This is a genomic window from Bradyrhizobium sp. MI1.4, assembly GCF_055811315.1.
The window spans coordinates 41,632-60,298 of the sequence record NZ_JBVVPP010000045.1; the positions used below are offsets into that span (position 1 = coordinate 41,632).

General features: G+C 64.6%; 18 protein-coding genes. 11 read left to right on the forward strand and 7 right to left on the reverse strand.

The features are described 5' to 3' along the window. The 4 genes from AC0L23_RS31270 to AC0L23_RS31285 are packed head-to-tail and all read left to right on the forward strand — an operon-like array spanning position 1 to position 3,650. The gene (locus AC0L23_RS31270; protein ID WP_247372376.1) at positions 1-927 is read left to right on the forward strand and encodes an ABC transporter permease; all 927 of its coding nucleotides are present in this window, start codon (positions 1-3) and stop codon (positions 925-927) included. An 11-nt stretch (positions 928-938) separates the two neighbouring features. Further along, positions 939-1,622: a biuret amidohydrolase gene (gene biuH / locus AC0L23_RS31275; RefSeq protein ID WP_018456689.1), complete on the forward strand. Its 684-nt coding sequence runs from the start codon at positions 939-941 to the stop codon at positions 1,620-1,622. Next, entirely contained in the window at positions 1,619-3,151 is a 1,533-nt protein-coding gene (locus AC0L23_RS31280; RefSeq protein ID WP_247338204.1) for an ABC transporter ATP-binding protein, read from the forward strand. Before biuH ends, AC0L23_RS31280 begins: the two co-directional genes overlap by 4 nt. A gap of 13 nt (positions 3,152-3,164) precedes the next feature. Continuing rightward, positions 3,165-3,650, forward strand: coding sequence for a nucleoside deaminase (locus tag AC0L23_RS31285; protein ID WP_085361054.1), 486 nt, complete (start codon positions 3,165-3,167; stop codon positions 3,648-3,650). A 132-nt stretch (positions 3,651-3,782) separates the two neighbouring features. On the opposite strand, the gene AC0L23_RS31290 is transcribed toward AC0L23_RS31285, so the two are convergent. Then, positions 3,783-4,892, reverse strand: coding sequence for a hypothetical protein (locus AC0L23_RS31290; protein ID WP_473357735.1), 1,110 nt, complete (start codon positions 4,890-4,892; stop codon positions 3,783-3,785). Positions 4,893-5,465: 573 nt separating this feature from the next. On the opposite strand from AC0L23_RS31290, the gene AC0L23_RS31295 reads away from it, so the two are divergent. The 4 genes from AC0L23_RS31295 (at position 5,466) to AC0L23_RS31310 (ending at position 10,171) form a co-directional block, all read left to right on the forward strand. Next, on the forward strand, positions 5,466-7,037 hold the full coding sequence (locus AC0L23_RS31295; RefSeq protein ID WP_473357736.1) for an ABC transporter ATP-binding protein: 1,572 nt from the start codon (positions 5,466-5,468) through the stop codon (positions 7,035-7,037). Further along, positions 7,021-8,112, forward strand: coding sequence for an ABC transporter permease (locus tag AC0L23_RS31300; RefSeq protein ID WP_473357737.1), 1,092 nt, complete (start codon positions 7,021-7,023; stop codon positions 8,110-8,112). Before AC0L23_RS31295 ends, AC0L23_RS31300 begins: the two co-directional genes overlap by 17 nt. Beyond that, complete coding sequence (locus AC0L23_RS31305) at positions 8,099-9,016, forward strand: ABC transporter permease (RefSeq protein ID WP_247297941.1); 918 nt, start codon at positions 8,099-8,101, stop codon at positions 9,014-9,016. The genes AC0L23_RS31300 and AC0L23_RS31305 overlap by 14 nt, the downstream gene beginning before the upstream one ends. 78 nt (positions 9,017-9,094) lie before the next feature. Further along, on the forward strand, positions 9,095-10,171 hold the full coding sequence (locus AC0L23_RS31310) for a BMP family ABC transporter substrate-binding protein (protein WP_473357738.1): 1,077 nt from the start codon (positions 9,095-9,097) through the stop codon (positions 10,169-10,171). A 111-nt stretch (positions 10,172-10,282) separates the two neighbouring features. Here the strand turns inward: AC0L23_RS31310 and AC0L23_RS31315 are convergent, their stop codons facing one another. Further along, on the reverse strand, positions 10,283-11,632 hold the full coding sequence (locus tag AC0L23_RS31315) for an 8-oxoguanine deaminase (protein WP_473357739.1): 1,350 nt from the start codon (positions 11,630-11,632) through the stop codon (positions 10,283-10,285). Between the two features lie 153 nt (positions 11,633-11,785). Between AC0L23_RS31315 and AC0L23_RS31320 the strand changes: the two genes are divergently transcribed. Both AC0L23_RS31320 and AC0L23_RS31325 read left to right on the forward strand, forming a co-directional pair. Beyond that, positions 11,786-12,613, forward strand: coding sequence for an FAD binding domain-containing protein (locus AC0L23_RS31320; RefSeq protein ID WP_473357740.1), 828 nt, complete (start codon positions 11,786-11,788; stop codon positions 12,611-12,613). Further along, on the forward strand, positions 12,610-15,336 hold the full coding sequence (locus tag AC0L23_RS31325; protein WP_473357741.1) for a molybdopterin-dependent oxidoreductase: 2,727 nt from the start codon (positions 12,610-12,612) through the stop codon (positions 15,334-15,336). Before AC0L23_RS31320 ends, AC0L23_RS31325 begins: the two co-directional genes overlap by 4 nt. Here the strand turns inward: AC0L23_RS31325 and uraD are convergent. From uraD to AC0L23_RS31345, 4 genes are all read right to left on the reverse strand, one after another. Next, positions 15,333-16,220, reverse strand: a complete 888-nt coding sequence (gene uraD / locus AC0L23_RS31330; RefSeq protein WP_018456700.1) for a 2-oxo-4-hydroxy-4-carboxy-5-ureidoimidazoline decarboxylase — start codon at positions 16,218-16,220, stop codon at positions 15,333-15,335. The two genes, AC0L23_RS31325 and uraD, sit on opposite strands and share 4 nt — an antisense overlap. A 7-nt stretch (positions 16,221-16,227) precedes the next feature. Further along, positions 16,228-17,163 carry an allantoinase PuuE gene (puuE, locus tag AC0L23_RS31335; RefSeq protein ID WP_247478459.1) on the reverse strand — a complete coding sequence of 312 codons (936 nt, stop codon included), beginning with the start codon at positions 17,161-17,163 and terminating at the stop codon, positions 16,228-16,230. Continuing rightward, complete coding sequence (locus AC0L23_RS31340) at positions 17,164-17,577, reverse strand: DUF3830 family protein (RefSeq protein WP_007601448.1); 414 nt, start codon at positions 17,575-17,577, stop codon at positions 17,164-17,166. 89 nt (positions 17,578-17,666) lie between these two features. Further along, the gene (locus tag AC0L23_RS31345) at positions 17,667-17,945 is read right to left on the reverse strand and encodes a hypothetical protein (RefSeq protein ID WP_018456703.1); all 279 of its coding nucleotides are present in this window, start codon (positions 17,943-17,945) and stop codon (positions 17,667-17,669) included. A gap of 227 nt (positions 17,946-18,172) precedes the next feature. Between AC0L23_RS31345 and AC0L23_RS31350 the strand changes: the two genes are divergently transcribed. Next, the gene (locus AC0L23_RS31350; protein WP_007612884.1) at positions 18,173-18,391 is read left to right on the forward strand and encodes a hypothetical protein; all 219 of its coding nucleotides are present in this window, start codon (positions 18,173-18,175) and stop codon (positions 18,389-18,391) included. A gap of 42 nt (positions 18,392-18,433) precedes the next feature. Here AC0L23_RS31350 and AC0L23_RS31355 read toward each other — a convergent pair. Further along, positions 18,434-18,667, reverse strand: a 234-nt coding sequence (locus tag AC0L23_RS31355) for a hypothetical protein (RefSeq protein WP_473357742.1), incomplete at its 5' end; no start/stop codon positions are given.

Here is an 18,667-nt window from a genome sequence, read left to right on the forward strand (position 1 = left end):
ATGGCAGACGGCTCGATCGGACTCTGGACCGTCCCGCTCGCCGTGCTCGGCGGCGCCATTCGAGTCTCGACCCCGTTCCTGTTCGTGAGCCTGGGCGAATGCATCACCGAGCGCTCCGGCCGCATCAATCTCGGCCTCGAAGGCACGCTGGTAATGGGCGCGATGAGCGCCTACGGGATTTCCTACCTTACGGGATCGCCGTGGCTCGGCGTGCTCGCCGCTGGCATCACCGGCGCGCTTCTGGGCGCGCTGCATGCCGGCATCTGCTCGTTGCCGCGCGTCAACGACATTGCGGTTGGCATCGCCTTGATGCTGTTCGGCACCGGGCTTGCCTTCTATCTCGGCAAGCCGCTGATCGAGCCCACCGCGCCGCGGCTGCCCGCGATCGATTTCGGCTGGTGGAGCGACATTCAACAGGTGCGCGCGGCACTACGGGTCAACGTGTTGTTCCTGATTGGTGTCGCGCTCGCCCCAACTCTCTACTGGGCCTTCCGGACCACGCGCTGGGGCCTCCTGATCCGCACCGCCGGCGAGAGTTCGGACGCCGCGCGTGCGATGGGCCACTCCGTGCTGTTGATCCGCTTGCGCGCGACCATGGTCGGCGGCTTCCTCGCCGGCATCGGTGGCTCCTTTCTGTCGCTGTTCTATCCCGGAAGCTGGAACGAGGGCCTGTCCTCGGGCCAGGGCATCACGGCCGTGGCGCTCGTGATCTTCGCGCGCTGGGACCCCTTGCTGTGTCTCTGGGCCTCGCTCGCTTTCGGTGGCGCCGCAGCGCTGGGACCCGCGTTGCAATCGGTCGGCGTCACCTCCGGCTACCACCTCTTCAACGCAGCCCCCTACCTCCTGACGCTGGCGATCATGATCATCACCTGCTCGCCGAAACGCACGTTGACCGGAGCCCCGGCCGAATTGTCGATCACCCGCTAGAGAGCGAAATCATGCCCGAGCGCACCATCAAGTCCGAACCCTATGCATGGCCCTATAACGGCGATCTGCGCCCCGAGAACACCGCGCTCATCATCATCGACATGCAGACCGATTTCTGTGGCGTCGGCGGCTATGTGGACAAGATGGGCTATGATCTCTCACTGACGCGGGCGCCGATCGAGCCGATCAAGAAACTGCTGACGGCAATGCGCGCTCAAGGCTTTCACATCATCCATACCCGCGAAGGCCACCGTCCCGATCTCTCTGATCTTCCTGCCAACAAGCGCTGGCGTTCCCGGCAGATCGGCGCCGGCATCGGCGATCCCGGCCCATGCGGCCGGATCCTGGTGCGCGGCGAGCCCGGGTGGGACATCATCCCCGAGCTCGCGCCGCTGCCCGGCGAACCCATCATCGACAAGCCCGGCAAGGGTTCGTTCTGCGCCACCGATCTGGAGCTGATCCTGCGCGTGCGCGGCATCGAGAACATCGTGCTCACTGGGATCACCACCGACGTCTGCGTTCACACCACCATGCGAGAGGCCAACGACCGCGGCTTCGAATGCGTGCTGTTGCATGACTGCTGCGGTGCGACCGACAAGAGCAACCACGAGCACGCGCTGAAGATGATCAAAATGCAGGGTGGCGTGTTTGGCGCGGTCTCGACCGCCGACGCCTTCATCGGAGCGATTTCGTGATCGTCGGCGAAACGTCGCCGCCATCGGGCGCCTTCGGCGTCGATGCCATCGCCATGAGCATGCGTTTCGGTGATTTCCTGGCGCTGGACAATGTCGCGCTGAAAGTGCGGCCGGGTTCGTTCCATGCGCTGCTCGGCGAGAACGGCGCCGGCAAGTCGACGCTCGTCAAATGCATTATGGGCTATTACCACGCCACCGAGGGTGACATTCTCGTCGGCGGGCGCGAGCAGGCGATCGGCAATCCGAAGGACGCCCACGCCCTCGGCCTCGGCATGGTCTACCAGCATTTCACGCTAGTGCCGGCGATGACGGTCGCCGAAAATCTGGTGCTGGCGCGCGATGACGTGCCGGCTGTCGTGAACTGGCCGAAAGAGATGAAGGAGCTCGAGGCCTTTCTCGCGCGCATGCCATTCAAGGTACCGCTCAGCGCAAAGGTCTCCGACATCTCCGCGGGCGAGCGCCAGAAATGCGAGATCCTCAAGCAGCTCTACCTGAAGCGTCGCTTCCTGATCCTGGACGAGCCGACCTCGGTGCTGACCCCGGCGGAAGCCGACGAGGTGCTTGGCATGCTCCGCGACATGGTCGTCAAGGGCGAGCTGACCATCCTGATGATCACGCACAAGTTCCGCGAGGTCATGGCCTTCGCCGACGACGTCACGATCCTGCGCCGCGGCAAGCTCGCCGGCGCCGGCAAGGTGTCCGAACTGACGCCGGACGCCATGGCGCGCACCATGATCGGCGCCGAGGAGCTGACGCTACAGCCGCCGCGCACCGGTGAGGCCGGCAAGGCGAGGCTGGAGCTGGCGAAGATGCGCGCGCGCGACGACGCCGGCGCCATCGCCGTGCACGACGTCTCCCTTACGGTCCGTGCCGGCGAGATCGTCGGCATCGCCGGCGTCTCCGGCAACGGCCAGCGCCAGCTCGTCGAGGTGCTGGCCGGGCAGCGCGGGGCTGAGAGTGGCGAGATCCGCGTCGCCGGCGATCCCTATCACGCCAGCCGCGAGGAGATGCGGCGGCACAATATGTCACTCCTGCCGGAGGAGCCGCTGAAGAACGCCTGTGTCGGCGGCATGAGCGTCGCCGACAACATCGCCTTCCGCGAATTCGACCGCGCGCCTTTCGCTAGCCTCGGCTGGTGGCTCAACCGCGGTGCCTTCCGCGTCGACGCGCGGAAGAAGATCGCCCAGTACAAGATCAAGACCCGCACGCCCGACACGCCGATCTCGGCGCTGTCGGGCGGCAATGTCCAGCGCGCCGTGCTGGCCCGTGAGCTCGGCGGCGACGTCGAGGTGCTGATCGCGGCCAATCCCTGCTTCGGGCTCGATTTCGCGGCGGTGGCGCAAATCCATGCCGAGATCATGGCCGCGCGCAACCGCGGCGCCGCGGTGCTGTTGGTCAGCGAGGACCTCGACGAACTCCTTGAACTCTCCGATCGGCTGGTGGTGATGTTCCACGGCGAATTCGTGTATGAAGCACGGACCAGCGAAGCCGATCTCACCGTGGTCGGCCGGCACATGGCGGGGCATTGACCAGGGAAGAGCGATGAGCGGCGGGTCCGAGCGTGACGAGCACTTCCTTCGCCTTTCCTTCGCGGTCGCCCGCCGTTCCCTCACGCACGGCAACCATCCCTTCGGCTGCATCGTGGTCGATGCCGAGGGCAAGGTCCTGATCGAGGCTGAGAACGGCTACATGCCGGATCACGACGGCACCGCGCATGCCGAGCGCCTCGCCGCCACGCAGGCCTGCCGCACGCTTGGCCGCGAGGTGTTGGCGAGAGCCACGCTCTATTCCTCCGCCGAGCCCTGCGCGATGTGCGCCGGCGCGATCTACTGGGCCGGCATCGGCCGTGTCGTCTATGGCCTCAGCGAGCACCGCCTGCGCGGCATCACCGGCGATCATCCGGAGAATCCGACGCTCGACTTGCCCTGTCGCGAAGTCTTTGCCAGCGGCCAGCGGCCGACAGAGGTTGCGGGGCCGCTGCTCGAAGACGAGGCCGAAGCGCTGCACGACGGCGTGTGGACGAAGTAGCAAACACCAATTCAATTTCGTAGAGCGGATTGCGCCTACGGCTCATCCCCTACCGTCCTGCCCACAAACGAAGATGACGCCGCGGAGGTTTGACGCGGCGCCATCGTCGTTCACCTGAAGCGTGTCAGGTGGCTAGAATTTCACAGTGACACCGGAGTAGAGCGAGGACTCGGTGCAGGAGCCGGTGCTCACCCTCGCGCCACCGGCCAAAGTAGTGCAGGCCACGGCGTTGTTGTGATCGAGGCCGAACTTGTTCTGCCAATAGCGATAAGCGACCCAGACGTCGACGAAGTGCGAGTACTTCTCACCCCACACCGCCTTCGAGGCATCGAGGGTCAGGCGGATCGGCTCGGAGTTGAACTCGACCTTGGTGGGATAGACGCCGTTGGCGACGCTGGCGGGAAGCGGCTCAGTGTCGGTGCCCTTCTTGCCGTACCACGCCGCGCGGCCGCTGATCGAGAAATACTGCATGTTCTGCGGCAGGAAGCCGAGGTCCATATAGTAATTGGTTTCGATCGCCCAGGTCGGCTTGAACGACGTGTTGCCGTCGGCAATACACGGAGCGGACCAACCGGCGCCGCACTGCGAGAAGGAGTTGTGGTTGGCGAACTCCCAATACACCAGCGGCGCGACGTTGAAGTAGCCCTTATAGGGAAGATCGAAGGCAAACTGCAGACCCGCGACAACGTCGCGCTTGGCGGCGCCGAAATACCGGTTCTCCGTGTTGGCATCCATGCCAACCTCGAACGAGATGTTATGCAGCGGGCCCTGAGTGAAGGCCTTGGTGTTGAAGATCTCGTTCCAGCCGAAGGTCGAGCGGAAAAGACCGTAGATTTCTGTCGCGCCGGCACAGCTCGTCGGCGTCGCTGCGAAGCCCGCAGCCGGCGACACGACCACGCCTGTGGCGGTGCAGGGGCCTGCCGGATCGTTGTGGTCCGACTTGAACATCGAGATGGTGAAAAAGTTCGTGCCGTAAGTCCAGGCATCGAAGTGGGTGAAGGAGTACACCTGCTTCGTCGTCTTGGCGTTGATCACACCGTTGGTGTTGGTGAACGCTCCGGGCTGCGAGGCATCGAAGATGTAGGAGAAGGTGACGCGGTCGTCGATCACCAGGAAGAACGGAAGGTCGGCCGCCTTCTTGGCAGCCTTGACCGGCAGATCCGCCGCCTGAGCCAGGCCACCGGTAGCAACTATAGCAAGTGACAGCGCGCCTGCAGCAATTGCCTTGAAACGAAACGACATCCTGAATACCCCCAAGTTTGGACACGTAAAAATGAACGTCCCTTGGGTGCGACACTTGCGCCGATCTCCCGGAGTGAGAAGCCTCAACTTGTTTCAAGGCATGCCGCTTGTTTGCACAGGGCGCGGCGTTTCACCGGCCGATTTGGAAGGCCAACCTCACCGCCACGCCGTCGGCCGAGAGCGACCCATTGCCGGATATCCCCGTTTGATTTCGTTCGCCTTTTCATGTCGACCGGACAAGGCAAACAAGATGGGTGGAAGCTACTGTCGCGGTGTTCGCAAATGCATACGCGTGCTGGCGCGTCTCTGCTTAACTTCACGCCAAGCCTGCATAGCGGGTTCCGATTTGGCTTGAGCCGTCACAAATTTGCAACAGGCGTCACACGCAAGCCGGGACTGCAAAGGCTGCTCGGAAGGTGTCTGAGGACGATCGCCGCCGGCGAGAGCCGAGACTCGCCGACACCTCCTGCCTGCCGAAGCGTTGAGCAAGGGATGACGCTTTTTCACACCTTACGCGGCGGTTCAAACTAGCCCAGTATTGAGGCACTTCACCCCATGCAAGCGCATCAGCGAATGTTGGATCCCACGGCTAAGAGCCTGCATTCCGGCGAGTCCCCGCTCCTCAGGACGGTCGGGCTCACCAAGCGCTATGGCGATTTCCTCGCCAACGATGCCATCGACATCGATATCTGGCCAACGGAAATCCACGCACTGCTGGGCGAGAACGGCGCCGGCAAGTCGACGCTGGTCAAGGCGATCTACGGGCTGATCCAGCCCAGCGCTGGCCAGATTTTCTGGCAGGGCCAGCCGATCGTGCTGTCCGGTCCCTCGGAAGCGCGCAGCCGCGGCATCGGCATGGTGTTCCAGCATTTCTCGTTGTTCGACAATCTCACCGTCGCCGAGAACGTCGCGCTCGGCCTCGACGGAAGAGAATCCTTCAAGGACATGTCGGCGCGGCTTGAGCAGGTGTCGAAGACTTATGGTCTGCCGCTCGATCCCAAACGCGAGGTCTGGCAATTGTCGGTCGGCGAACGCCAGCGCATTGAGATCGTTCGCGCGCTCATGCAGGATCCACAATTCCTGATCCTTGACGAGCCCACCGCGGTGCTGACGCCACAGGAAGCCGACCAGCTCTTCATCGTGCTGGAGCGGCTCAAGGCCGAAGGTCGCGCCATCCTTTATATCAGCCACAAGCTCGAAGAGGTAAAGCGCTTGTGCGACACGGCAACGATCCTTCGCGGCGGCAAAAAGGTGGAGACCTGCAATCCCAGGCTTGAGACCGCCGCTTCGCTGGCGCGCATGATGGTCGGCGGTGAGATCAAGGAGGTGAAGGCGGCCGCCGGCCGCCAGACCACGGTGCCGCGTCTCGTCGTCAACGACCTCTCGCTCGCCCCTGGCGAGGCGCATGGCGTGCGGCTCGAGCACATCTCGTTCGAGCTGAAAGGCGGCGAGATCCTCGGCATCGCCGGGGTCGCCGGCAACGGCCAGGACGAACTTTTCGCCGCGCTGTCCGGCGAACGCCTGTCGAAGGATCCCGGCACGATCGTCATCGAAGGCCTTGCTGCCGGCCATCTCTCGATCACGCAGCGCCGCAAGCTCGGCGCGGCATTCGTTCCCGAGGAGCGGCTCGGCCACGGCACCGCGCCGCGCATGAAGCTTTCCGAGAATGCGCTTCTCACCGGGCACGCCGCCAGCGGCATGGTCCATCACGGCTTCATCGATACTGCCGCCACCCTGAAGACGGTTGACCGCGCAACCGAGACCTTCGACGTCCGCAAGACCAAGCGCGATCCGGAAGCAGCATCCCTCTCCGGCGGCAATCTGCAGAAATTCATCGTTGGACGCGAGATCCTGCGCAATCCCGCGGTGCTGGTGGTGAGCCAGCCGACCTGGGGCGTCGACGCTGGCGCTGCCGCCGTCATCCGACAGGCGCTGCTTGATCTCGCAACCGCAGGCGCCGCCGTGCTCGTCACCAGCCAGGACCTCGACGAGCTGGCGGAAATCGCCGACCGCATCGCCGTGATGTTCCATGGCCATCTGTCCGCACCGCTCGCCACCAGCGAGGCGACGCGCGAAAAACTAGGCCTGTTGATGGGCGGCAGCACGCTGGAGCCGAAGGAGGCCGCGCATGCAGTTGGTGCTTGAGAAGCGCGCCGAACGCTCCAACACGATCGCGCTGATCTCGCCGCTGATCGCGATCGGCCTCACGATCGTGACCATGGTCATCCTGTTCGCGATCCTTGGCAAGAATCCGCTGCTCGCGCTGCACGCCTATTTCGTCGCGCCTTTGACCGACAGCTATTCGCTCCAGGAAATCGCGGTGAAGGCGACTCCGCTGGTGATGATCGCGATCGGACTATCGCTCTGCTATCTCGCCAATGCCTGGAACATCGGCGCCGAAGGCCAGTTCCTGCTTGGTGCCGTCGCCGGAAGCTGGATTGCGGTGAAGACGCAGGGCACCGACGCCGGCGTCTGGGTGCTGTCGGTCATGCTCGTGCTCGCCGCCGCCGCAGGCGCGCTCTACGCACTGATCCCGGCAATCTGCAAGGTGAAGTTCGGCGCCAGCGAAATCCTGACTAGCCTGATGCTGGTGTATGTCGCCGATCTCTTCCTCGACTATCTCGTGCGCGGCCCCTGGCGCGATCCACACGGTTTCAACTTCCCGACCACCGCCGAGTTCGATCCGGTCGCAACGGTACCGCTGCTGATCGAAGGCGGCCGGCTGCATCTCGGCTCGATCATCGCCCTTCTCGTTGTCGCGGCGGTGGCGATCCTGCTCGGGCGCACCATCAAGGGATTCGAGATTCGCGTGGTCGGTGCGGCGCCGCGCGCCGCGCGGTTCGGCGGCTTCAATTCCAACCAGTTGATCATCCTGACCTTCGCCGTCTCGGGCGCGCTGGCAGGCCTCGCCGGCATCATCGAGGTTGCAGGTCCGGTCGGACATCTCCAGCCCGGCATCTCGCCGGGTTACGGCTTTACGGCGATCATCGTCGCCTTTCTCGGCCGGTTGAACCCCCTTGGAATATTAATTGCAGGCCTTTTTCTCGCGTTGACCTTTATCGGCGGCGAGCAGGCGCAGATCGCGATGAAGATCCCGTTGGACGTGACAAAGGTTTTTCAGGGCATCCTGCTGTTCTACGTGCTCGCCTGCGATTCCCTCATCCTCTACCGCTTCAAGCTGGTTTTCCCGAACCGACAGGTGGCTTGTGGAACTCATTGAAGCCATCATCCTCGCGGTGCTCGCCGCCTCGACGCCGCTCCTGATCGCGGCGACCGGCGAACTCGTAACCGAACGCTCCGGCGTGCTCAATCTCGGCGTCGAGGGCATGATGATCGTCGGCGCCGCATGTGGCTTTGCAGGTGCATGGCTGACCGGCTCGATCTTTATCGGCGCGCTGTTCGGCATCGTCGCCGGCACGTTGATATCACTGGTCTTCGCACTGATGGCGCTCGGGCTTGCGGTCAATCAGGTTGCGACAGGGCTGGCGCTGACCATCCTTGGTGTCGGACTCTCCGGCCTCATCGGCGCTGGCTTCGTCGGCGAGCGCATCACGCCGGCGCTGCATCTCAACATTCCCGGTCTCACGGATATTCCGCTGGTTGGCCGCGTGTTGTTCGGCGAGGACGCCTTCGTCTATTTCTCGCTGGCGCTGGTCATCGGCGTCTGGTGGTTCCTGTACCGTACGCGGCCGGGATTGATCCTGCGCGCCTGCGGCGACAACCACGTGTCTGCGCATGCGCTCGGCTATCCCGTGCTGCGCATCCGCACCTTAGCGGTGATGTTCGGCGGCGCCTGCGCAGGACTTGCCGGCGCTTATCTGCCGCTCGCCTATACGCCCTTCTTCATTCCGGGCATGACCGCAGGCCGCGGCTGGATCGCGCTGGCGCTGGTGGTGTTCTCGTCCTGGCGGCCGGGCCGCCTCGTGGTCGGCGCGTATCTGTTCGGCGCGGTGACGATCCTGCAACTGCACGCGCAGGGCTGGGGCGTCGGCATTCCCTCGCAGTTGATGTCGGCGCTGCCTTACCTTGCGACCGTCATCGTCCTGGTCCTGCTCTCCCGCGCGCGCACGGGCGGATCGACCGCACCGGCTGCGCTTGGCACCGTGTTCGTGCCTGACCGCTAGCGTTTCATTTCCGCGGCGTGCGCGATGGGGCGCGCACGGTGCGGATCGTGGCTTTCCCCTGATGTTTGGAGATTGATGATGAGGAAATCACTTCTTGCGCTGGCTGCCGGGCTCTTGCTTGCCGGGAGCGTCAGTGCAGCCTCCGCCGCCGACAAGCTGAAAGTCGGATTTATCTACCTCGGCCCGGTCGGTGACCTCGGCTGGACTTATCAGCATGAGCTGGCACGCCAGGCGCTGGTGAAGGAGCTCGGCGACAAGATCGAGACCACCTTTCTCGAAAACGTGCCTGAGGGCCCCGACGCCGAACGCTCGATCGAGCAGCTCGTCCGCGCCGGCAACAAGCTGATCTTCACCACCTCGTTCGGCTACATGGATCCGACGCTCAAGGTCGCGAAGAAATATCCGAACGTGCATTTCGAGCATGCGACCGGATACAAGCGCAACCCGAACATGTCGACCTATTCGGCCAAATGGTACCAGGGCCGCTACATCCAGGGCCTGATCGCGGCCAAGATGTCGAAGTCCGGCGTGCTCGGCTATATCGGCTCGTTCCCAATTCCCGAGGTCGTCTCCGGCATCAACGCGACGATCCTCGCCGCGCAGACCATCAATCCGAACATCAAGGTCAAGATCATCTGGGCCAACACCTGGTTCGACCCGGGCAAGGAGGCCGACGCCGCCAAGGCGCTGATCGACCAGGGCGCCGACATCATCATGCAACACACGGATTCGCCCGCGGCAATGCAGATCGCCAGCGAACGCGGCAAGCTCGCTTTCGGCCAGGATTCCGAGATGATCAAGTTCGGGCCGAAGACCCAGCTGACCTCGATCCTCGATACCTGGGGTCCCTACTACATCGCCCGGGTCAAGGCCGAGCTCGACGGAACCTGGAAATCCGAGGACAGCTGGGGCGGCCTCGATAGCCACATGTTCGCGATGGCGCCCTACACCAACATGCCTGACGACGTGAAGAAGATCGCCGAGGATGCCCAGGCGGCGATCACCGCGGGCAAGCTGCATCCGTTCAAGTGCCCGGTCCTTGGGCAGGACGGCAAGGAGGTCGAGTGCAAGGGCGGCGCCAATCTCGACGACGGCCAGATCCTCGGCATGAATTTCTATGTCAAAGGCATCGACGACAAGCTGCCGGGCAAGTAGCACGCTTCTTGCATCGCCTAATCACCTGCTCCTCCCGGAGGAGGTTCGGAGGGGGTGGCCAGAAGCACCCGGCACTTGTGGTCGCCCCCTCTTTCTATCTTCGCCTAGGTACTATCCCGCCTGCATGGCTCGCGCCGCCGAACTGTGGCGGTGGATGAGGTCTGCCACATCAAGACCGGGGATCGCGCCATCGATCACGGCCCATTTTCCCGCCACCATCACCCTGTCGGCCCGATGCGCGCCGCACAGCACCAGTGCGGCCAAGGGATCGCCATGGCCGGAGAAGCGCAGCTCGTCGAGCCTGAACAGCGCGAGATCTGCCGCCTTCCCGACGGCGATCTCGCCGAGTTCCGGCCGGCCGACGCAGGCCGCCGAGCCCTTGGTGGCCCAGCGCAGCGCATCCTTGTGACTGACCTTCGTCACCCCGTAGCGCGCCCGTTGCAGCAGGAACGCGGCCCGCACCTCCTGCATCAGGTTCGATCCGTCGTTCGAGGCCGAGCCATCGACGCCGATGCCGATGCCGACACCAGCCTCCTCCATCTCGCAGACGGGACAGCAGCCGGAGGCCAGGAGTTGGTTGCTGCAGGCGCAATGACTGATCGTCGTCTTCGCCCTGCCGAGCCGCTTCATCTCTTCTGCATTGAAGAAGATGCCATGGGCGAGCCACGTCCGCGCATTGAGCCAGCCGCATTGTTCGAGATAGTCGAGCGGACGGCAGCCATACATCTCCTGGCAGAATCTGTTCTCGTCCTCGGTCTCGGCAAGATGGGTATGCAGGCGCACGTCGAGCTTGTCGGCCAGAACGGCGGTGGCGCGCATCAGGGACGTCGACACCGAGAAGGGCGAGCAAGGTGCGAGCGCGATCTGCACCATCGCATCCGCGCCGCGCTGGTGGTGCCTGGCGACGACGCGCGCGCTGTCCGCGAGGATGGTGTCCTCATCCTGCACGACGCTATCGGGCGGCAGACCGCCGTCGCGCTGCGACAGGTTCATCGAGCCGCGCGTGAGCAGCACGCGCACACCGAGCCGCCTGGCCACCGCCACCTCGATATCGACGGCGTCTTCGAGCCCTGCCGGAAATACGTAGTGATGATCCGTCGTAGTGGTGCAGCCCGACAGCAGCAGTTCGGCCATCGCCACCGTGACAGCGAGCTCGAGCGCATCAGGCGTCAGCTTCGCCCACACCGGATAGAGCGCCTGGAGCCAGGGAAACAGCTCGCGGTCCATCGCCGCGGGCAGTGCCCGCGTCAGCGTCTGGTAAAAATGGTGATGGGTGTTGATGAGGCCGGGCAGCACGACGTGGTCGCCAGCATCGAACACCGCGACGTCAGCGGTTGCGGGCGCACCGCCGGCCGGCACCAGCTCGACAATTCGGCCGTCCCGCACCACGACGCCGCGCTCGGCGCCATCGGCGAGGATAGCCAGGGGATCCCTGATCCAGATCGGCTTTGCGTCGCTCATGAATCTGCTCCTCCTCACATCCGCTCCCGACAGGCCTGCAAGGCAGGGGCCGGCCCGATTGCGCTTTTGCTGCGACTTGTTGTTGCGACTTGGCGCTCGTCTTGCAAGACTTTCTCCGAGCTCGATTCACTCGTTGGAAGCGTTGGCGTCGCCATGGACTTGAATACCATCACAGCGGTCGCCCATCCGCAAACGCGCGCGCAGCTGCCCGTTTGGACGCCAGGTGATGCTTGGCTCGCGGGCGGCACCTGGCTGTTCTCGGAGCCGCAAGTTCACCTGACTCGGCTCATCGATCTCACCGACCTCAAATGGCCAGCGCTGACGGTCACCGAGAGCCATTTCAGCATCGCGGCCACCTGCACCGTTGCGCAGCTCGATGGATTCGCCTGCCCACCCGACTGGTTCGCGGCACCGCTGATCAGCCAGTGCTGCCGCGCCTTCCTTGCTTCGTTCAAGATATGGAAGACGGCGACGGTCGGCGGCAATCTCTGCATGTCGCTGCCGGCGGGACCGATGATCTCGCTCACCGCGGCGCTGGAGGGCGTCTGCACCATCTGGAAGGCCGGCGGCGGCGAACAGACGATGCCCGTCATCGACTTCGTCACCGGCAACCAGCGTAACCTTCTGGCGCCGGGGGATCTGCTCCGGCAGATCGATATTCCGATCGCCGCGCTGAAGCGTCGTACGGCCTTCCGCCAGATCTCGCTGGCGCCGGTCGGCCGCTCGGCGGCGCTCCTGATCGGCAGTCTGGATGCCGATGGCACGCTGGCGCTCACGGTCACCGCATCGACGGTGCGGCCGATCCGGTTGTCCTTTCGCGAGGCCCCCGACACGAAAGCGCTTCGCGACGCCATCGCGCAGCAGATTACGGACGATCTGTACCACACCGACATCCACGGCAAGCCGCTCTGGCGCAAGCACATGTCACTGCGGCTTGCCGAAGAGATCCGCGACGAACTCCTCGGAGCACCGTCGTCATGAGCTTCGAGGTCAATGGCACGACGTTTCCGCAGGAGCCACGCGCCGGCCAGTGCCTGCGCACGTTCCTGCGCGAGCTCGGCCATTTCGGCGTGAAGAAGGGCTGCGACGCCGGCGATTGCGGCGCCTGCACCGTGCTGTTGGACGGCGAACCGGTGCATAGCTGCCTGATCCCGGCCTTCCGCGCCGAAGGTCGCGCCGTCACCACGATCGAAGGTCTGGGCGGAGACGGCGGCGCGCACCCGATGCAGCAGGCTTTCCTCGATGCGCAGGGCTTTCAATGCGGCTTCTGCACCGCCGGCATGATCCTGACCTGCGCCTCGCTGAACCAGGCGCAGCGCACCGATCTCGGCGTCGCGCTGAAGGGCAATATCTGCCGCTGCACCGGGTATCGTTCGATCGAGGATGCGTTGCTCGGCAAGACCAATATCGAGGAGAGCATCGAGGCTGGCGCCGCATTCGGCCGCAGCCTGCCGGCGCCAGCTGGCCCCGATGTCGTGCGCGGCAAGGCGCGCTACACGTTCGACACGCAGATTGACGGCTTGCTGCATATCAAGCTGCTCCGTTCGCCCCATGCCCACGCGAGGATCGTCGCGATCGACAAGTCGGAAGCACTGAACGTTCCCGGCGTGCACGCGGTGCTGACGCATGAGGATGCGCCCACCATCCTGATCTCGACCGCGCGGCATGAGAAGGACTGGATGGATCCCGAGGACACTCGTGTTCTCGACGAAATCGTCCGCTTCATCGGCCAGAAGGTCGCCGCCGTCGTCGCAGACAGCGAAGCCGCCGCGGAGGACGCATGCCGCCGGCTGAAGGTCAGTTACGAGATTTTGCCCGCGCTGGTCGATCCGGAGCAGGCGATGGCGCCGGGTGCACCCGTCATTCATCCCGATCGCACTACCGCGAACCGCGTCGCCGACGCCCAGCGCAATCTCGCTGCGGAGATGCATGGCGAATTCGGCGACGTGGCGGCTGCGCTCGCGACATCCGCCGTCACCTTCGAGGGCACCTTCCATAGCCATCGTGTGCAGCATGCCGCGCTGGAAACCCATGGCGGCCTCGCCTGGCGCGATGCTTCCGGCGTGCTCAACGTTCGCACCTCGACGCAGGTGCCGTTCCTGACCCGGCGCGCGCTGTCTGATATCTTCGAGCTTCCCATGGACAAGGTTCGCGTCTTCTGCGAGCGCGTCGGCGGCGGCTTTGGAGGCAAGCAGGAGATGTTCGTCGAGGACATTCTGGCGCTCGCCGCGCTCAAGACCGGACGGTCGGTGAAGCTGGAGCTCACCCGCGAGGAGCAGTTCGTCGCGACGTCGACGCGGCACCCGATGCGGGTCCACGTCAAGGCCGGTGCCGACGCGGACGGCAAGCTCACCGCGCTTCAGCTCGACGTCCTCTCCAACACCGGCGCCTACGGCAATCACGCCGGACCCGTGATGTTCCACTCGCTGGCCGAATCCATCAGCGTCTACAATTGCCCGAACAAGCGGGTCGACGGCTACGCGGTCTACACCAATACGGTACCGGCAGGCGCCTTTCGCGGCTATGGCTTGCCGCAAACACTGATCGCGGTCGAGGCCGCGATCGACGAACTGGCCAAGCAGCTCGGCATCAGCCCTTACGAGATGCGGCGGCGCAACGTCGTCAAGCCCGGCGACCCCATGCTGTCGCCACCGCCGTCGGAATTCCACGACGTGCTCTACGGCTCCTACGGGCTCGACCAGTGCCTCGACCTCGTCGAGCGCGCGATGCAGGCCGATGGCCCGCAGCCGGACCTGTCGCCGGAGTGGCTGATCGGCGACGGCGTCGCGCTGACCATGATCGACACGGTGCCCCCGGCGGGCCATCTCGCGGATGCGATGGTCACCCTCAACGACGACGCCAGCTTCGACCTCACCGTCGGCACCGCTGAATTCGGCAACGGCACCAGCACCGTGCACCGGCAGATCGCGGCGACCACGCTTGCGACCACCGTCGACCGGATCCGCCTGCGCCAGTCCGACACCGCCCATGGCGGCCACGACACCGGCGCCTATGGCAGCGCCGGCATGTTCGTCGCCGGGAAGGCGACGCATGCGGCAGCCGTGCAGCTCGCAACCGAGCTGAAGGCGGCCGCCGCCGGCGCATGGCTCTGCGACGTCGGCAGCTGCACGCTCGAGAGCGAGGCCGTCGTCAGTGGCGTACGGCGCATGTCCTTTGTCGAGCTGGCAAAGCTCGCGCGCGAGCGCGGACAGCCGTTGGCAGGCGCCGGCAATTCCGGCGGGACGCCGCGTTCGGTCGGCTTCAACGTGCAGGGCTTTCGCGTCGCCGTGAACAAGGGCACCGGCGAGCTCCGGATTCTCAGGAGCGTGCATGCGGCGGACGCCGGCGTCGTCGCCAATCCCATGCAATGCCGCGGCCAGGTCGAAGGCGGTGTCGCGCAGGCGCTCGGTGCCGCGCTCTACGAGGAGATGGTGATCGACGCGGACGGCCGCGTCGCCAACCCCAAATTTCGCGACTATCACCTGCCCTCTTTCGCCGATGTCCCCCGCACCGAGGTCTTCTTCGCCGAGACCTCCGACACGATCGGCCCGCTGGGGGCGAAGTCGATGAGCGAGAGTCCGTACAATCCGGTCGCCGCCGCGCTCGGCAACGCGATTGCCGATGCCACCGGCATCCGCTTCACGGCGCCGCCCTACAAGCCGGACCGGCTGTTTCCGGCGCTGCACGAGAAGTTCGGCAATTAACTGCCGCGATAGGTTGAATAGCTCCACGGCGTGACGAGCAGCGGCACGTGGTAGTGGCTTTCCGGCTCGCTGATCGCAAAGCGTAGCGGGATCTCGTCGAGGAACGGCGGGTCGGTGAGCTGCACGTTGCGCTCGGCGTAATATTTGGCGACGCTAAACCGGAGCTCGTAGCGGCCGATCGGCAGCGGCCGGCCGCCGATCAGCGGCTGGTCGGTGCGGCCGTCCGCATTGGTCACCGCGCGCGCTATCACGCGGCTCTCGCCGAGATTCGCGAGCTCGACCAGCTCGACCGGAATGCCCGATGCGGGCTTGCCGGCGTGGTTGTCCAGCACATGGGTCGAGAGCCGGCCGTGCACTTTCAGCTTGTCGTCAGCACTGACGAGCTGGTCCAGCCGCAGCGCAGCGATGCGGGAGATTTCCTCGAGCGCGCGGCGTGTCTCGGTCTTGGCAATGTTCTGCAGTCGCGACTCGAAGTCACGCAGAATGGAGTCCTTGGTGTGCCGGCGCGCACAGACGATATAGGGGATACCGAATTTTTCGCGATACGCATTGTTCGCCCGCTCGAAGGCCGCATATTCGGTGTCCGACAGACGGTCTAGACCAGCGCTGCTCTGCTCGGCAGTCGAGTCAGGCGTGAGTCCCGCTGCGCGCTGGGTCTTGTTCGCGAGGTCGGGATGCGCGCGTATCAACGCCAGCTGCACCTCGGGCTCAGCGCTAGCGATCGCCGCCTTGATCGCGTCGAGCAGTGAATTGATGCCGGCAAACGGACGGCGCGCCGCCGCTTCTTGGGCAATCCAAGGCGAGTACTCGACCACGTTTTCAAGTACGGCCACGAAATCATCGAAGCTCGCGGCATTGAGATCAGACAAGGCGATCTGTGACATTGCTGCCCTATCCGATCTCGAAAGCATCGTCGGCAAGGCCCGCATGCTTGTCGTGCCAATGCTGGGCGATCTGCAACCGTGTCGGCACCCAGACGCGGTCGTGCTTGCCGATGTAGTCGAGGAAGCGGATCAGCCCCGCCGCGCGGCCGGGGCGGCCGGCGAGACGACAATGCAGGCCGACCGACATCATCTTCGGCGCGCTCTCGCCTTCGGCATAGAGCACGTCGAAAGCATCCTTCAGATAGGTGAAGAACTGCTCGCCTTCGGCAAAGCCTTGCGGATTGATGAAGCGCATGTCGTTGGCGTCAAGCGTATAGGGAATGATGAGCTGCTTGCCGCTGGCGCCCTTGACCCAATAGGGCAGATCGTCGGCGTAGGAATCGCAGAGATAGAGGAAGCCGCCCTCCTCCATCAACAGACGGTTGGTGTTGATCGAGGAGCGTCCGGTGTACCAGCCGAGCGGCCGCGAGCCGGTCGCCGCAGTGTGGACGCGGATCGCTTCCGCGATCTCCGCGCGCTCCTGCGCCTCGGTCATGTCCTTGTGCTCGATCCACTTCAGGCTGTGGCTGGCGATGTCCCAGCCCGCTTCCTTCATGGCAGCTACGATTTCCGGATTGCGCTTCAGCGCTGTGGCGACGCCGAACACGGTAGTCGGCCACTTCCGCTCGCTGAACATCCGCCAGAGCCGCCAGAAGCCGGCGCGCGAGCCATATTCGAACATCGATTCGATATTGGCGTGGCGCTGGCCGGGCCAAGGCTGTGCGCCGAGCACGTCGGACAGAAACGCTTCCGAGGCCGGGTCGCCATGCAGGATGTTGTTTTCGCCGCCCTCCTCGAAATTGACGACGAACTGCACCGCGACCCGCGCGTTGCCGGGCCATTGCGGGTGCGGCGGGTTGCGGCCGTAACCGCGGAGATCGCGCGGGTAGCGGGCACCAGTCACTCAGACTTCCTCGAAGCGGATCGGCAGCGCGCCCTTCCACAGCACGCTCTTGCCGAGCGTCGCCAGATTCTCCAAGCCGGAGGTCAACGTGATGAAATGGTTGCCGGCGAGCTGGCCCATCTTGCTCGCGAAGTGCACGCCGCCATACGCCATCAGGATCTCGGTCTCGCTGATGCCGCCGGGATAGAGGATGATCTGGCCGGGCGCGGGATAGCTGGTGTGATTCTCGTAGCCCACACCGAAATCGAGGTCGCCGAGCGGCATCCACACCCCCTCGCCGCTCCAGCGCACGTGGATGATATGGCTTTCGAACGGCAGCGCCTTGCGGAACGCGGCGACAGTCTTCGGGGCCGCTTGCTCCTCGAAACGAGCATCGAAGGTGAAGTCGCCGGCGCGGATAACGAGTTTGGTCATCTCATCTCTCTGGATCGGGGGCGGTGGCCCCACGGGGAATTTTCAGGCAAAGAGCACTCCGTCGGGCTTCGCGCAAGGGGCGCGGCCCGTTACCTGCGGTCGTAGGACCAGCCGAAAACGCCACTCCGCCGCGTCTCGGGCTCCGGCTCGGCGGCGGGCTGCGGCGCCTCCCTCAGTTCCGCCTGCGGCGACGGAGGCGGCACAGGCAAATTCTCGCATTTCATGGAGTAGACCAGCTTGCCGTCCGCGGTCCGCCCGATCGGCGCGCAGGGGTCCGGATGCGCCGCCGATGTTTTTGGGGTCAGCTTGACCTGCGCCACGGCCGGCGAGGCGATCAGCAGAAGGACCAGCAGATATTTCGACATCATTGTCGCCTGAAAACCAGATTTGGCCCATTGAACCGGATTGGAGCAGGCAAGTCCACCGGTGCCACCGGTCGCGATTGCCGAATATTTAGCCGAGGCTAGAAAATTGGCTCGCCCCAATGTGATGTCGCGAGCGGTGATATCGGCCGGGCGCGTCGCCATGTCAGCCGCGACGGCGACACACAAAACACACATCTCACAGCCGGGCGTCGTCACGGGAGAAAGAAACAATGCAAAAGACTTTCATCATTCTCGGCGCGACGCTGATTGCCGCCGCCACCATCCAGACTGCCGCGGCGAACGACCGCCGTCATGTCCGCAAGGCGCAGCCCCATCCCATCACCCAGTCGGTGCGCGACTCCAACGCCGCGCTCTGGCCGTCGCAGCCGACCGGGCCCGACTGGTCCCGCTATTCCAACGGCGCGATGTCTGCACCAGCGGGACGGTGATGCCGGAAGCCTAGCGCGATCAGCGAAACTGCCTCCACGTCGTCATTGCGAGGAGCTCTTGCGGCGAAGCAATCCAGACATTTTCCACGGATGCATTTCTGGATCGCTCGCTGCGATCGCAATGACGGAGCAAAGGGCAGCATCGCCGTCCTCCAATTCAGGTTCAACTTGCAGACATGCCTTCGCGTCCTCGCGGCGCGTTTCGCCCGAGCTTTGCTTCGTCGCTTCACCCTCTTGTCCAAGAGGGCGCAGGGAAGGCCGGGTGCCGGCTGGCAC

Excerpts from the sequence above, each read along its gene's own strand:
- AC0L23_RS31270 (WP_247372376.1), top strand. The coding sequence starts at position 1 with ATGGCAGACGGCTCGATCGGACTCTGGACCGTCCCGCTCGCCGTGCTC.
- biuH (WP_018456689.1), top strand. The coding sequence starts at position 939 with ATGCCCGAGCGCACCATCAAGTCCGAACCCTATGCATGGCCCTATAAC.
- AC0L23_RS31285 (WP_085361054.1), top strand. The coding sequence starts at position 3,165 with ATGAGCGGCGGGTCCGAGCGTGACGAGCACTTCCTTCGCCTTTCCTTC.
- AC0L23_RS31290 (WP_473357735.1), bottom strand. The coding sequence starts at position 4,892 with ATGTCGTTTCGTTTCAAGGCAATTGCTGCAGGCGCGCTGTCACTTGCT.
- AC0L23_RS31295 (WP_473357736.1), top strand. The coding sequence starts at position 5,466 with ATGTTGGATCCCACGGCTAAGAGCCTGCATTCCGGCGAGTCCCCGCTC.
- AC0L23_RS31300 (WP_473357737.1), top strand. The coding sequence starts at position 7,021 with ATGCAGTTGGTGCTTGAGAAGCGCGCCGAACGCTCCAACACGATCGCG.
- AC0L23_RS31310 (WP_473357738.1), top strand. The coding sequence starts at position 9,095 with ATGAGGAAATCACTTCTTGCGCTGGCTGCCGGGCTCTTGCTTGCCGGG.
- AC0L23_RS31315 (WP_473357739.1), bottom strand. The coding sequence starts at position 11,632 with ATGAGCGACGCAAAGCCGATCTGGATCAGGGATCCCCTGGCTATCCTC.
- AC0L23_RS31320 (WP_473357740.1), top strand. The coding sequence starts at position 11,786 with ATGGACTTGAATACCATCACAGCGGTCGCCCATCCGCAAACGCGCGCG.
- AC0L23_RS31325 (WP_473357741.1), top strand. The coding sequence starts at position 12,610 with ATGAGCTTCGAGGTCAATGGCACGACGTTTCCGCAGGAGCCACGCGCC.
- uraD (WP_018456700.1), bottom strand. The coding sequence starts at position 16,220 with ATGTCACAGATCGCCTTGTCTGATCTCAATGCCGCGAGCTTCGATGAT.
- AC0L23_RS31340 (WP_007601448.1), bottom strand. The coding sequence starts at position 17,577 with ATGACCAAACTCGTTATCCGCGCCGGCGACTTCACCTTCGATGCTCGT.
- AC0L23_RS31345 (WP_018456703.1), bottom strand. The coding sequence starts at position 17,945 with ATGATGTCGAAATATCTGCTGGTCCTTCTGCTGATCGCCTCGCCGGCC.
- AC0L23_RS31350 (WP_007612884.1), top strand. The coding sequence starts at position 18,173 with ATGCAAAAGACTTTCATCATTCTCGGCGCGACGCTGATTGCCGCCGCC.